This window comes from Streptomyces sp. NPDC048696 (genome assembly GCF_043198895.1).
GTDB lineage: Bacteria > Actinomycetota > Actinomycetes > Streptomycetales > Streptomycetaceae > Streptomyces.
Genome location: NZ_JBICVJ010000017.1, coordinates 1 through 13968, shown reverse-complemented (window position 1 = coordinate 13968; position 13968 = coordinate 1). Strand labels below are relative to the sequence as shown.

The following is a 13968-nucleotide window of genomic DNA, read 5'->3' as shown; positions in this document are numbered from 1 at the left end:
TACGCCATCGAAGTTACGGAAACCGCCTGGTCAGACACATCGGAGCTGGGGTTGAACGTGGGTGGAGCCAGCAGCTCCACCCACGGGTGGACACCCGCCCCGGACCCGGGACCGGGCGGCTACGCGTCGATGCGTGAGCGGTCCAGGGTGGCGGCGGAGCTGGTGATGAACTCCTTGCGCGGTGCCACCTCGTTGCCCATGAGGAGGTCGAAGACCTGCTCGGCGGCGTCCAGGTCGCCGATGTTGATGCGGCGCAGGGTGCGGTAGCGGGGGTCCATGGTGGTCTCCGCGAGCTGGTCCGCGTCCATCTCGCCCAGGCCCTTGTAGCGCTGGATGGCGTCCTTGTACCGGATGTTCTTGCGCTGGAACTCCAGGAGTGTCTGGCGCAGCTCGTTGTCCGAGTAGGTGTACACGTACTTGTCCTGGCCCTTCTTGGGCTGGACCAGTTCGATGCGGTGCAGCGGCGGCACGGCCGCGAAGACCCGGCCCGCCTCGACCATCGGGCGCATGTAGCGCTGGAAGAGGGTCAGCAGCAGGATGCGGATGTGGGCGCCGTCGACATCGGCGTCGACGAGCAGCACGATCTTCCCGTAGCGGGCGGCGTCGATGTCGAAGGTGCGGCCCGAGCCCGCTCCTATGACCTGGATGATCGCGCCGCACTCGGCGTTCTTCAGCATGTCCGACACGGACGCCTTCTGAACGTTGAGGATCTTGCCGCGGATCGGCAGCAGGGCCTGGAACTCCGAGTTGCGGGCGAGCTTGGCGGTGCCCAGCGCGGAGTCGCCCTCGACGATGAACAGCTCGCTGCGCTCCACGTCGTCGCTGCGGCAGTCGGCGAGCTTGGCCGGCAGCGAGGACGACTCCAGGGCGGTCTTGCGGCGCTGAGCCTCCTTGTGCTGGCGGGCGGCGATCCGGGTCCGGGCGGCGGCCACGATCTTGTCGAGGACCGCGCGCGCCTGCGCCTTGGCGTCGCGCTTGGTGGAGGTCAGGAACTCCTTGAGCTCCTTGGCGATGACATTGGCGACGATCCGGTTGGCCGCCGAGGTGCCCAGGACCTCCTTGGTCTGGCCCTCGAACTGCGGCTCGGCCAGGCGCACGGTCACCACCGCCGTCAGGCCCTCCAAGGCGTCGTCCTTGACGACGTCGTCCTCCGCGACGCGCAGCAGCTTCGCCGAGCGCAGCACCTCGTTGACGGTCTTGGTGACCGAGCGCTCGAAGCCGGTGACATGGGTGCCGCCCTTGGGGGTGGCGATGATGTTCACGAACGACTTCACATTGGTGTCGTAGCCCGTGCCCCAGCGCAGCGCCACATCGACCGCCAGCTCCCGGGTGACCTCCGTCGGGGTCATATGGCCGCGGTCGTCGAGAACCGGGACGGTCTCCTTGAAGGTGCCCTGACCGGTCAGCCGCAGCACATCGCAGACACCCTTGTCCTGGGCCAGGTACTCGCAGAACTCGCTGATCCCGCCGTCGAAGCGGAACGTCTCTTCCGTCTTGCCCTCACCGTCGAGACCACGTTCGTCCCGTACGACGATGGTCAGACCCGGCACCAGGAACGCCGTCTGACGCGCACGCTGGTGCAGCGTCTCCAGGGAGAGCTTCGCGTCCTTGAGGAAGATCTGGCGGTCGGCCCAGTAGCGGATGCGCGTACCGGTACGGGTCTTGGGCACCCGCTTGCCCTTGAGGAGGCCGCTGGAGGGGTCGAAGGGCGCGTCGGGGCCCTGCTCGGTGAACATGCCCGGCGTGCCGCGGCGGAAGCTGATCGAGTGGGTCGCGCTGTTGCGGTCGACCTCGACGTCGAGGCGGGCCGAGAGCGCGTTCACCACGGACGCGCCCACGCCGTGCAGACCGCCGGAGGCGGCGTAGGAGCCGCCGCCGAACTTGCCGCCGGCGTGCAGCTTGGTCATGACGACCTCGACACCGGAAAGGCCGGTCTTGGGCTCGACGTCGACCGGGATGCCCCGGCCGTTGTCCCGCACCTCGACGGAGCCGTCGTCGTGCAGGATCACCTCGATGAAGTCGCAGAACCCGCCCAGGGCCTCGTCGACCGAGTTGTCGATGATCTCCCAGAGGCAGTGCATCAGGCCGCGGCTGTCGGTGGAGCCGATGTACATGCCGGGGCGCTTGCGGACCGCTTCGAGGCCTTCAAGGACGAGCAGGTGCCGCGCGGTGTAGTTGGAGCCGTCCCGGTCAGCGCCGGTCAGCAGCGCAGTGGACGGAACGGACGTCTCGGCGGTCACGCAGTTCGCTCCTCGCTGAATTTCACTTCGCCCCCGATGGGCAGGGGGCCGGCGTCGGTCGCCGGTCAGAGGGTACCGAGGCCTGGTAGAGCCGTTGTCACGCCACCCTCGCGATTACTCATGCTAGTCCAGTGTCGTATACGTGTTCGATCCCTCGTTGGAGTGATGCGGATATCACGTTCCCATCCAGGCATGAACCATTTAGGCTCCGGGCACGTCCTCATGAACAACCGGCAACCCCGCCGGGAGGGCCAAACGAGACAAGCAACGCGAAACCCGTAAAGCAACGCAATACGGCTCATTCGCCGCCAACCGGCAGCAGACAGCCACCTTGACCAAGAAGTTTCGAGGAAAAGGCACGAGCGGGAACGTTTTCGGCCTGGTTGGATGTTGACCCTGGTACGACAGCTCGTCGAGCTAGAGAAGAGGCGACGTGACTACTGTTCTGACCCCCGCGAGCCCCCTGACGGCCGCCGACCGTTGCGACCGCTGCGGCGCACAGGCATACCTGCGCGTCCTTCTGACCAGCGGCGGCGAACTGCTCTTCTGTGCTCACCACGGACGCAAGTTCGAGCCGGAACTGAAGAAGATCGCCGCTGAGATACAGGACGAGACGGACCGCCTCACGGCGGTGCCCGAATCCGCAGGTGAAGAGGATCGCTGAACCTCGCACTGACGACGAGCCAGGGCCGGTCCAGGACCGGCGACGGGCGGCCGCCCCCGCGTGCGGGGGCGGCCGCCCGTTCTCATACCCGTACGCCCGCTACAGGGGCGCGGCGTTGCGGGACGACGCCGTGAACGCCGAGATCCGGGTGTAGACACCGGGGCTCTCGGCCTCGCCGCAGCCGCTGCCCCAGGACACCAGACCGATGAGCCGCCCCCGGGCGACCAGCGGCCCCCCGCTGTCGCCCTGGCAGGCGTCGTGGCCGCCCGCTGGGTCGCCTGCGCAGAGCATGGTGGCCCCCAGGTACTCACCGTCCGAGTTCCCCGGGTAGGCGCGCGCACAGACCCCGTCCGAGAGCACCTTGACCCCGGTCGCCCGCAGCCCGGAGGCATAGCTGCCCCGGCCCGAGGTGTCCCCCCAGCCGTAGACGGTGGCCGACGTGCCCACCGCGTAGGCGCCGTCATTCGGTCCGGCGAGCCCGATCACGTACGACTCGGGCAGCGTCTCGGCGAGAGTGAGCACCGCCAGGTCACCGGCGTTGGTGACCGGGTCGTACTTCGGGTTGACCCAGGTGTCCCGTACGGCGAGCTCCCGGCCGCCTTTGCCGCGCAGCTGGGTGCGGCCCGCGATCACCTTGAGGTCGCGCACCCCGTTCGCGCCCAGCACCTCCCGGCTGAGGCAGTGCGCGGCGGTGACCACCTTCGTGGGCGTCACCACCGCTCCCCCGCAGAACTGGCCCGCGCGCGTACGTCCGAACCGGTCACGGCTGGAGAGCGCGACGACGTACGGACTGTCCTCGACGCGTACGGGCATGCCCCCGATGACCACACTGTCGGCGGCGGCGGGGACGGGCGCGGCCAGGGGCACGGCGGTCGCGGCGGCCGTCAGGGCCAGCACTCCTCGCAGCGCTCGGGCGGTGGGACGTCGCATACCTTCTCCTGACTCCGGGTGGGGCGGGCACACCTCAGAGTCAACGAGCCGATGACGCCCCGCACCCGCTCAGACACGCGCGAGGGCCCGGCTCCTGACGGAACCGGGCCCCAGTGGCGCAGGGATACGCGGGGTACGACCTAGTCGAGGTAGTCGCGCAGCACCTGCGAACGCGACGGGTGGCGCAGCTTCGACATGGTCTTCGACTCGATCTGACGGATGCGCTCACGCGTCACTCCGTAGACCTTGCCGATCTCGTCCAGCGTCTTCGGCTGACCGTCGGTGAGGCCGAAGCGCATGGAGACCACGCCCGCCTCACGCTCGGACAGCGTGTCCAGGACCGAGTGCAGCTGCTCCTGCAGGAGCGTGAAGCTCACCGCGTCGGCCGGCACGACGGCCTCGGAGTCCTCGATGAGGTCACCGAACTCGCTGTCGCCGTCCTCACCCAGGGGGGTGTGCAGCGAGATGGGCTCGCGGCCGTACTTCTGGACCTCGATGACCTTCTCCGGGGTCATGTCGAGCTCCTTGGCCAGCTCCTCCGGGGTGGGCTCGCGGCCCAGGTCCTGGAGCATCTGGCGCTGCACGCGCGCGAGCTTGTTGATGACCTCGACCATGTGCACCGGGATACGGATGGTGCGGGCCTGGTCGGCCATGGCGCGGGTGATCGCCTGACGGATCCACCAGGTGGCGTACGTGGAGAACTTGTAGCCCTTGGTGTAGTCGAACTTCTCGACCGCGCGGATCAGACCGAGGTTGCCCTCCTGGATCAGGTCCAGGAAGAGCATGCCGCGGCCGGTGTAGCGCTTGGCCAGCGAGACCACGAGGCGGAGGTTGGCCTCCAGCAGGTGGTTCTTGGCGCGGCGGCCGTCCTCGGCGATGATCTCCAGCTCGCGCTTCAGCTTGGGGGCGAGCTTGTCGGCGGCCGACAGCTTGTCCTCGGCGAACAGGCCGGCCTCGATGCGCTTGGCGAGCTCGACCTCCTGCTCGGCGTTGAGCAGCGGGACCTTGCCGATCTGCTTCAGGTAGTCCTTGACCGGGTCGGCGGTGGCACCGGCGACGGCGACCTGCTGAGCGGGAGCGTCGTCCTCGTCGTCGTCGGAGAGGACGAAGCCCTTGTTCTCGCCCTCGGCCTCCTCTTCGTCGCCCTTGCCGGGCGCGACGTCCTCAAGCAGCTCCTCGCCCTCAAGGACCTCTTCGTCGCCCTTCTTGCCGGCGGTCTTCTTCGCGGCCGTCTTCTTGGCCACGGCCTTCTTGGCGACAGTCTTCTTCGCGACCGTCTTCTTGGCGGCGGCCTTGGGCGCGCCGACCTCGTCGGCCGACACGTCCACGGTCTCGGCCGCCGGAGCGGCGGTGGCCGCGACGGTCTTGGTCACGGTCGTCTTGGCCGCGACAGTCTTGGTGGCGGTGCGCTTCGCCGGGCTCTTTGCTGCGACGCTCTTCCGGGTGCGCTTGGGAGATTCCGCGGCACTGACCATCAGCGTCACACCCTCTTCCTCGAGGATCTGGTTGAGGCTGCGCAGAACATTCTTCCACTGGGTTGGCGGAATCTGGTCGGCTTCGAAGGCCCGACGCACGTCATCGCCGGCGATCTGCCCATCAGCCTTTCCCCGCTCGATGAGCGCCATCACAGACTCTGACTCGGCGATCTCCGGCGGGAGCGTACGGGATGTGCTGGCCGACACGAACAACCTCTCGGAACGATGGAAAACGGCTTCCGGCTCCGCCCATGATCGGGCCGGAGCCGACGACCGTCGGCTGGGGATTGTGCCGACGGCGCGGGCTGAACCTCGGAGCTGCACAGCGCCGCGAGCGGCCGCTGTATTCCTTCCTCGGCTGTTACCTCTTAGGTCATCGCACGGTTTCGAAGAGTGTTACGCCCAATCTACGTGGCCCGAGTCACACCCCATTCGCGATATAGGTGACCACATAGGGACAAAGTGCCCGCAATCGTGTCGCCGGACCCCCGAGGCCCGGCGACACGCGCTTCCTTCCTTCACGGCGGTACGGGACCTGGTGGTGCGAACCCATACCCCGCCCACGCTCCGCCGTCAGTGCTCGCGCGGGGCGGGGACGACGCGCTCCACCTCGGGGTGGACGGTCAGCAGCTGCCGCATGGCCGTCTCGGCCGCCACGCCGTCGCCGCCCGCCAGCGCGTCCACGATCCGGGCGTGGTGGGTGAGCGCGGCCTCGGTGGGGCGGTCACAGCCGGTGACCGGGCCGCCGGAGACCTGGAGGGCGGCGCCGACGATGCCGGAGAGGTGCTCCAGCATGCGGTTGCCCGCGGCCTGGATCAGCAGGGAGTGGAACTCGGCGTCGGCCCGCGAGAAGGTGATCACGTCGCCCTGGCCGAGCGAGTGGACCATGATCTCCACCATGTCGCCGAGGCGCTGCTGGATGTCGTCCCGGCCGTGGCCCGCCGCGAGGCGGGCGGCCAGCGGCTCGATCGTCCAGCGCAGCTCGCTGAGCTCGCGGCGCTGGTCGTCGCGCTGCGGCCCGAACGCGCGCCACTCGATGATGTCGGGGTCCAGCAGATTCCAGTCGCTGACCGGACGGACCCGGGTGCCGACGTTCGGGCGGGCGCTTACCAGGCCCTTGGCCTCCAGGACGCGGAGCGACTCGCGGACGACGGTCCGGGAGACCTCGAAGCGCTGGCCGATCTCCTCGGGGACCAGCGGACGGTCGGCGCCGAGGTCGCCGGAGACGATCATCTGGCCGAGCTGCTGGACGAGTTGGCCGTGCAGCCCTCTCCCGCGGCTGCCCGCCGCGCGGCGGCCCACCCGGCCGAGGTCGGCCTCGCCCCCGTCCCAGGCGGGGAGGGCGACGCGGTCGGCGCCGCGCGCCTCCGCGTAGGGGTAGCGGTCGAGTTCGCCCGGTCCTGCGAGGCCGTTGTCGGCGGCGCGGGCGGTGGTCATCATGGTGTGCGCAAGGGTACTCACGCATCCTTTGTCGGCGGGACTCCCACGGCCCTTGAGGTCTTTGGTGAAAAGCACACGAAAGGGTGATCTCCGCACCCCTCGCAATTGACGCTTTATCGGAAAGAAGCGGGCATTCCCAGGGGAGTTGTGGCCGAGCCCGTACGCCGGGGTCGCAGCGCGGTCACCAACGGGCCCTGCCGCGAAGGCCGGTGAACACATAGGCGCAGAGCAGCACCGTGAGCGAGAGCGCGAGCGCCGCGCCCTGGGGTCTGGCGAGCAGACGCAGGGCGGCCGTGAGCCAGCCGTCCAGCTCGTGCGGCCAGCGCAGCCAGGCCACCTCCCGCAGCCGCCCGGGCAGCCCGGCGACCGACCGCGCGTGCGGACTCGACAACGCCTTCTGTACGAGCGGTACGACAAGTACGGGCACCGCCAGGACGGCCGCGAGCCCGGCCGTGGTGGCCCGGAAGATGCCCGCCGCGAGCAGCCCGGCCCAGGCGCAGCCGACGGTGAGACCGGCCCAACTCGCCGCCAGCGAGGGCCAGTCCGGTGGGATCCGCGCCAAGTCGCTCCCGTACACCAGCCGCAGGGCCTGGCCGTCCAGGACTACCGTGAGCGCGGCGAGCAGCAGCGCGGCGGCGGCCGACACGGCGAGCTTGGCGAGCAGCAGCCCGAGCCGGCGCGGCACGGTGCCGCGGTCGGCGGCGAGCGCGGGGTAGCGGTACTCCTCACCGAAGGCGAGCGCGCCGAGGACGCCCGCGCCGAACGCCGCCGGGGGCAGCGGCAGCAGCCCCGGCCAGGCGGCGGCCAGGTGCGGCAGCGGGGTGCGCCCGCCGCGCCCGAGCAGCACGGCGAGGACGACCGACCCGACGAGCACGGCCGCGCCCAGCAGATACGTCGTGCGGACCCCGAGGAGCCGGCGGAGTTCATAGCGGAGCGGACGCAGGGGGGTGCGGGGGCGGGTGGGCGTGATGAGGGGGAGCGAAGAGCGCGGGGATGCCGGGGGGTTGGTGGGGGCGCCGTGGCCCTCGGGCATGTCGGGCGTGGGGAGGGGAGCCGTCGCTGCCGGGCCGGTGGTGACTTCGCGCGGCGGACCGGGGGGCACGGCCATGCGGGGCGGCAGGGGCGGGTTGGTGTCGCCGAACTCCTCGGTCAGGCGGTGGACGAGGACGCCGTGGCGGAAGGCCGTCTCACCCACCTCGGCGCAGGTGGTGCCGTAGACGGACAGATGGCAGCCGTCCTCGGTGACCACCTCGACCGAGCGGCGGGCGGCCCGGGCCTCGCGGCTGACGAGGGTGCCGAGGCGGACGGCGTGCGGGCTCGCGACCGCCACGCGCGGGCGCAGCCGGGTGCGGGCGAACGCGACGGCGTCCTGGTCCGCGACCAGGCGGCCCCCGTCGACGGTGACCACACGGTCGGCCACCCGGGCCGCTTCCTTGGGGTCGGCGAAGGTGCACAGTACGGTGCCGCCGTGGTCGGCGTGGCCGCGCAGCAGTCCGTACAGCCAGCTGTTGTCGCGCGGCGAAAGGCCCTCGGCGGGCTCGTCGAGGACGAGAGTGTGCGGGTCGCCGAGCAGGGCCGCGGCGAGTCCGAGCCGGCGGTCCATGCCGAGGGAGAGGGTGCCGAGCCGCTGGTCGCCGAGGCCGTCGAGGCCGACGACGTGCAGCATCTCCTCGGCCCTGGTCACCGGGACCCCGGCGACCGCGCACATGAGGCGCAGCTGGCCCCGGACCGTACGGGCCGGGTGGCCCGGCACATCGCCGAGCAGGGTGCCGACCTCACGGGCCGGGTGGGCGACGCGGTGCAGCGGGCGGCCCCGGAAGTAGGTGACACCCCGGCCCGGTTCGAGCTCCAGCATCAGACGCAGGGCCATCGTCTTGCCCGAGCCGGGGGCGCCCAGCAGGGCGGTGATCAGGCCCGGCCGGGCCTCGAAGGTCAGGTCGTCCACCTCGGGCGGACGGTCGCGGTGGGGGGCGCTGGTGAGTCCGATGGCCTGGAGCATCGCTTCTCTCGCGGGGGTGAGACCGCTCGACGGCACGGCGGGAGGGCGGGTACCGGAGTAACATAACGCGACATTTCAGACTTTTCGTGTACTACGCGACCGTGGTGGCGAGGTGTCAGCGCACGGCGTGCACACCTGGCCGTGTCAGCACACCGCGCGCCCCATGGCTGCGCCAGCTCGCCGCGCGCACCGCAAGGCCGTGTCGGCACATCGCGCGCACCAAGCCTGCTCCGCTCCGGCGGCAGCACCAAGCCCCGAGCGCCCTGCCCCAGCCGCCCCGCCCGCGCCCGCGGGCCCGGCTCAGACCTCCGGGCGCAGCATCGGCGGGTTCAGGAGCGTCGCTCCGCCCGCACGGAAGAGCTGGGCGGGGCGGCCGCCCTGGCGGGTGGTGGTGCCGCCGGCCGGGACGAGGAAGCCCGGGGTGCCGGTCACCTTGCGGTGGAAGTTGCGCGGATCGAGGGCCACGCCCCACACCGCCTCGTACACCCGGCGCAGCTCCCCCACGGTGAACTCGGCGGGGCAGAACGCCGTGGCCAGCGACGAGTACTCGATCTTGGAACGAGCCCGCTCCACGCCGTCCGCGAGGATCTGGGCATGGTCGAAGGCGAGCGGGGCGGGCTGCTCGTCCTCCCGGCCGAAGCCGCCGTCCTGGCTCAGCAGGTCCTCGACCGGCGCCCAGCGGGCGCTGTGCGCGTCGCCGCCCGCGCGGGGGGCCGGCAGGTCGGGCGCGAGCGCCAGGTGCGCCACGCTCACCACCCGCATGCGCGGGTCGCGCCGGGGATCGCCGTAGGTGGCCAGCTGCTCCAGATGGGCGCCGTTGCCCGGCGCGGGGGCCGGGGCCGCCGGGGCCTGGGCACACAGCCCGGTCTCCTCGCTCAGCTCGCGGGCCGCCGCCGTCGACAGATCCTCGTCACCCCGCACGAATCCGCCGGGCAGCGCCCACCGCCCCTGGAACGGCGGCTCGCCGCGGCGGACGACCAGCGCGCACAGCGCGTGGCGGCGCACGGTGAGCACGACCAGGTCGACGGTCACGGCGAAGGGCGGGAAGGCCGACGGGTCGTAGGGAGACATAGAGCGATCATAGTCGTCTCCCTGACGATAAACACGCCCTCGGACGCCTCTGGCCGCAACGCCTTCACCGCTCGTCCCATGCCTCGCACCCAGGGCGCCTCGCGCGAGGGTCCTGCCGTCGTCCGCCACGTCGCTCACCAGGACGTCCTCCTCGGCCTCGGTACCGGATTCGCTCAGCACTGCGTTCAGCCTCCCAACTGGAGCCGGTCGGCGGCCTGCTCGACCATGCCGACGCCGAGCCTGCTGACCCGTACGGCGAAGGGCTCCCCCGCGACGCTCAGCCCCGACAGTCGCACCGCGCCGAGCGGGGCGGACCGCACGGGGAACAGCGCGACCGTGCCCGCCGGGGCGTCCGGGCGGATCCCGGCGAGCGCGGTGAACAGCTGGACCACCGAGGCCGCGGCGACGGCGGCCGGGCGGCAGGCGGCCGGGTGCGGCAGCGGGGCGCTGTCGGCCGTGCGCTGCTCCCCCGCGTACATCTCGGGCAGCCGGTAGCCGAACGCCTCGGCCGCGTCCAGGACTCCGCGCAGCAGCGCGCCGGCCTCCTTCTCGTACCCGGCGGCCGCCAGGCCCGCGACCGCGACGGCCGTGTCGTACACCCGCACCGCGCCCGCCCGGTGGCCGAACGGGTTGTACCCGGCCTCCTTGGCACCGAGCCCGCGCAGGCCCCAGCCCGAGTCCATGACCGGGCTGCCGAGCAGTCTCGCCAGCTGTTCGGTCTGCACCTTGTCGAGCAGCCCGGCGGCGAGCTGGCCCGCGCCGAGGAGGCCGGTGTCCAGGAGGTGCGCGGCGCCCGCGCCCAGCGGTGGGACGAGGCGGCCGTCGGCGGTGCGGGCGGCGGCGGGGCGCCCGCCCGCCAGGTCCTCGATCCAGAACTCCTCCCGGAACCGCTCCCGCAGCGCCGCGGCCCAGACGGCGCACTCCTCGGCCCCCGGACGGCCGCACTCGCTCAGCAGCTCCGACCCCAGTACGGCGGCGCGGTGCGCGTGGGCCTGGGTCTCGGCGCGCACCAGGCCCACCGCCGGGCCCGGCTCGACGAGATACCCGGTGCCCGCACGGGCACGCAGCCAGCGCAGACAGCGCTCCGCCACCGGCAGCAACTCGGCCACCTCGGACTCGGCCAGCCCCCAGCGGCGGGCCTCCGCGAGCACCACGGGGAACGCCAGGGTCGCCTCCACCCCGGTGCAGCTGGGCGGCAGATGCGGTCCCGCGTCCCGGACCGGACCGGGCAGCGGCCCCAAGTCCCGCCCGTTGTCCGACAGTTGCGTACGGGCCACCGCGCGCAGGGTCGCCGCCGCGAGCCGGGTGGTGAGCGGCAGGGCCATCCGCGCGGCCCACAGCGCCTCCGCCGGGGCCGGTCCGGTGCGCCAGGGCACTCCCGCCGCCGCGTACACATCGGCCGGGTGCGCCGGGTCGCGCACCAGGAGCGCCCGCAGGTCGTCGAGGCCGCTCTGGAACAGTGGCGCGACCCTGGGGTCGTCGCCCTCCGCCTCGGCGTGCGGCAGCGCCTGACCCGCGGCCTGCCCCGGCGACCTGGCCGGGCGGTCCGCGCGGTCGGTACGGATGTGCAGCTCGATCGTGTACGAGCCGCCCGGGGGCAGCTCCACGTCCCAGCGCAGCACGCCCGCCGAGGCCAGCGCGTCGGCCGGGGGCGGCTGGGCGCTCACCACGGCGTGCGCGCCGGGGCCCGTCCAGCGCATCCCCGAGGCATGGACGCTGCCCGGCAGTTCGGGCCCGGCCCGGCCCGCCGCGACCGCGCCCAGCTCGGCGAGGTCGGTGCCGAGCGCGATCTCCACAGGGAGCCGGAGTGGGCGGGGCGACGCGCTGCGCAGCGTGATCCGCTCGCTGCCGTCGGCCCGGCGCACCCGCTCGATCGCGATCTCGGGGTCGGGGCCGCTGTCGGCCGGGGTGCGCACCACCGCGCTGAAGCGGGCGCGATCGGCCGATATCGGCCGGCCCTGGAGCGCGATCGGCTCCCGCCCGGCCACCTTCAACTGGCAGCGCGCGAGCAGCCGTCGGCCGTTGCGGTAGAAGCCCTCCAGGCCGTGCCCGGTGAGCTGGCCGTGCTCGGCCGAGACGACGAGGCCGGGCAGGGCGACCGAGATCAGGGCCGAGTGCACCGACGGAAGTTCACCGTAGCCGGGGCCGGGGCCACCGCCGGGGGCGCCGCCGGTCCGGCGGGCGTCGGGGAGGCCGGGCGCGGGCGCCTGCCGCCGCACCGGTCCCGGCGCCGTGGACATCGGGCCGCCCGGGGCGGGGGCCCGGGGCGGGACATTGAACGCCATACGCTCCATACGCTGCCTGTTTCCGGGCATTCGGGCCACATCCGTCCGTCGAGCGGACGGCCCTGGTGCGCCGTCCCACCGGTGAACGCGACGGGCCGTACGCGGGTCACGGAGCGACACGCCGTGGCGTGGACCCGGTGTCATCGGCCCGTCCCGTCGCGCTCGCCCGCCTTGCCCGCACGCCGGGTTCCGCGCGGGGCGGTCCGGGCGCCCGGCGTGCCCCCGTCGGGCCCCACAGGCCGGTTCGGGGTTCGGGTCGGGGTTTCCTTCCGGCTCGCCGGGGCCTTGCGGCGGAGCTTCGGCCGATGAGGCGAGGCCACCAACCGGCCCGGCCCCCGCCGCGCCGATTCCACCCCTTGTTCCCACTCCCCCTGTTCCCGATCCCCCTGCTCCTCCCGTTCCCCCTGCTCCTCCCGTTCGCCCTGTTCCTCCCGTTCCCCCTGCTCCTCCTCTTGCGCCCGCTCCCGTTCCGCCCGCTCCTCGCGCAGGCACTTGCGCAGGGCCTCCGGGTTCAGGCCCTCGTTGCAGGCCTGGTGCAGGAGCAGGGCGAACTGGCAGCCGGGGTCGACCCGCAGAGCCAGGCCCAGAGCCACCCGGGCGGCGGGCTCGTCGCCGGTCGACCAGGCCACCCAGCCCGCCAGGCTCAGCGGCGCCGCCGCGTGTTCCGCATAGCGGCCGACGCAGCGGCGGGACAGGGCGCGCCACAGGCGCAGGGCCGGGGCCGCGTCCGGGCCCTCCATCCACTCCGCCGCGCGGTCCCGTGTGGTGCGGTCCTGGAGGCCGAGCACCAGCGCCGCCGCCTCGTCGTGGGCGATCAGGCCGTCGTCGAGCGCGTCCCCGTCGCGGCGGCCCGCTGCCGGGGGCGCGCCGGACAGGCGTCGCATCAGGAGGCCCGCCAGGTCCAAGGTCTCGCGGCCGACCCGCGCACGCTCCTGTTCGTCCAGGATGCGGGGCACCAGCCGCTCCTCCGTCGCCGCGAGCACCCGTTCCTGCTCGGCGGCCGCCGCCGGGCGCTCCCACGGGGTGAGCCTCGCCTCCAACTCCCGCAGGGTGCCGCGTACTTGGAGTCCGGCGTAGGTCGCGGCCGCCGCCAGCGCCGACGTACCGGGCAGGGCCAGCGTCCTGCCCCGCGGTGGGCAGCAGCGCGCGTCGGGGCAGCAGTACGACCAGTACCGGCCGTCCGAGATGCACAGCGCCTCCAGGACCGGCACGTCCAGGGCGCCGCAGGCCGTACGCAGCTGCTGCGCCAACGGCCTCAGCCTTTCCATGACGTGACTGCCCGTCATATCGCTGACCGGGTCCGGGTCCTGGCACAGGAACACGAGGATCCCGTCCGGGCGCGGCCCGCGCCGCTCGCTTCCCGTGACCAGGCACTCGGCCAGTTGCTCCGCGACATGCGGCCACTCCGCGGGCGAACGCGGGATGCCGAGCCGGAGCCGCCCGCCGAAGCGGCCCCGGCGACCATGGAGGGCGACCATCACGACGGAGTCCGTCGGGTGGAAGCCCATCAAATACGGCAGCGCGTCCGCCAGGTCGGCCGGGTCGCGCAGGGTGATCTGCGGGTCGTCGTCGGAGAGTTCGTGGGAATCGCGGTGCTTGTTCATGTCTCGACGGTCCCGCCCCCGGGCGCCGCCGACCACCCCTGTGGATAACGTTGTCCACAGGCCAGAACAAGCCACGCCACCACTCGGCATACTGAGGTGGCGACCACCACCCCGCACACCGGTGGACCCGGTCGCGGGGGGGGGGGGGGGGGGGGGGGGGGGGGGGGGGGCGGCCCGCCGGGGGGGCGGGGGGGGGCCGGCCGGGCGCCCCCCCGCCCGCCGCGCCGCCCCCCCGGCCGGGGGGGGGGGGGGGGGGCGGG

The 13968-nt window shown here is 72.8% G+C and carries 9 protein-coding genes; 1 reads left to right on the top strand and 8 read right to left on the bottom strand.

Annotated features, from left to right (window positions below; all coding sequences use genetic code 11):
- Positions 1–119: 119 nt before the first annotated feature.
- Complete coding sequence (locus ACGFRG_RS29645) at positions 120–2240, bottom strand: DNA topoisomerase IV subunit B (RefSeq protein WP_361426074.1); 2121 nt, start codon at positions 2238–2240, stop codon at positions 120–122.
- A gap of 433 nt (positions 2241–2673) precedes the next feature.
- Here ACGFRG_RS29645 and ACGFRG_RS29640 point away from each other — a divergent pair, with 433 nt between their 5' ends.
- Positions 2674–2904, top strand: coding sequence for a hypothetical protein (locus ACGFRG_RS29640; RefSeq protein WP_067165114.1), 231 nt, complete (start codon positions 2674–2676; stop codon positions 2902–2904).
- 99 nt (positions 2905–3003) lie between these two features.
- Here ACGFRG_RS29640 and ACGFRG_RS29635 read toward each other — a convergent pair whose 3' ends face one another.
- The 7 genes from ACGFRG_RS29635 to ACGFRG_RS29605 form a co-directional block, all read right to left on the bottom strand.
- Positions 3004–3834, bottom strand: a complete 831-nt coding sequence (locus tag ACGFRG_RS29635; RefSeq protein ID WP_393268818.1) for a S1 family peptidase — start codon at positions 3832–3834, stop codon at positions 3004–3006.
- Positions 3835–3974: 140 nt separating this feature from the next.
- Positions 3975–5516 (bottom strand): RNA polymerase sigma factor, encoded by a 1542-nt coding sequence (locus ACGFRG_RS29630; protein ID WP_361426068.1) that lies wholly within the window; start codon positions 5514–5516, stop codon positions 3975–3977.
- A gap of 366 nt (positions 5517–5882) precedes the next feature.
- A complete protein-coding gene (locus ACGFRG_RS29625; protein WP_361426065.1) occupies positions 5883–6770 on the bottom strand; it encodes a FadR/GntR family transcriptional regulator in 888 nt (295 codons plus the stop codon).
- A gap of 160 nt (positions 6771–6930) precedes the next feature.
- A complete protein-coding gene (locus ACGFRG_RS29620; protein ID WP_393268814.1) occupies positions 6931–8748 on the bottom strand; it encodes an ATP-binding cassette domain-containing protein in 1818 nt (605 codons plus the stop codon).
- Positions 8749–9048: 300 nt separating this feature from the next.
- The gene (locus tag ACGFRG_RS29615) at positions 9049–9819 is read right to left on the bottom strand and encodes an NUDIX domain-containing protein (protein ID WP_361426059.1); all 771 of its coding nucleotides are present in this window, start codon (positions 9817–9819) and stop codon (positions 9049–9051) included.
- A gap of 185 nt (positions 9820–10004) precedes the next feature.
- Entirely contained in the window at positions 10005–12104 is a 2100-nt protein-coding gene (locus ACGFRG_RS29610; protein ID WP_393268810.1) for a glycogen debranching N-terminal domain-containing protein, read from the bottom strand.
- A gap of 140 nt (positions 12105–12244) precedes the next feature.
- Positions 12245–13708, bottom strand: a complete 1464-nt coding sequence (locus tag ACGFRG_RS29605) for a DUF4192 domain-containing protein (RefSeq protein ID WP_393268808.1) — start codon at positions 13706–13708, stop codon at positions 12245–12247.
- Positions 13709–13968: the final 260 nt, after the last annotated feature.

Coding starts and splice junctions, on each gene's coding strand:
- ACGFRG_RS29615 (WP_361426059.1), bottom strand. CDS start 9,819: ATGTCTCCCTACGACCCGTCGGCCTTCCCGCCCTTCGCCGTGACCGTC.
- ACGFRG_RS29620 (WP_393268814.1), bottom strand. CDS start 8,748: ATGCTCCAGGCCATCGGACTCACCAGCGCCCCCCACCGCGACCGTCCG.
- ACGFRG_RS29635 (WP_393268818.1), bottom strand. CDS start 3,834: ATGCGACGTCCCACCGCCCGAGCGCTGCGAGGAGTGCTGGCCCTGACG.
- ACGFRG_RS29605 (WP_393268808.1), bottom strand. CDS start 13,708: ATGAACAAGCACCGCGATTCCCACGAACTCTCCGACGACGACCCGCAG.
- ACGFRG_RS29610 (WP_393268810.1), bottom strand. CDS start 12,104: ATGGCGTTCAATGTCCCGCCCCGGGCCCCCGCCCCGGGCGGCCCGATG.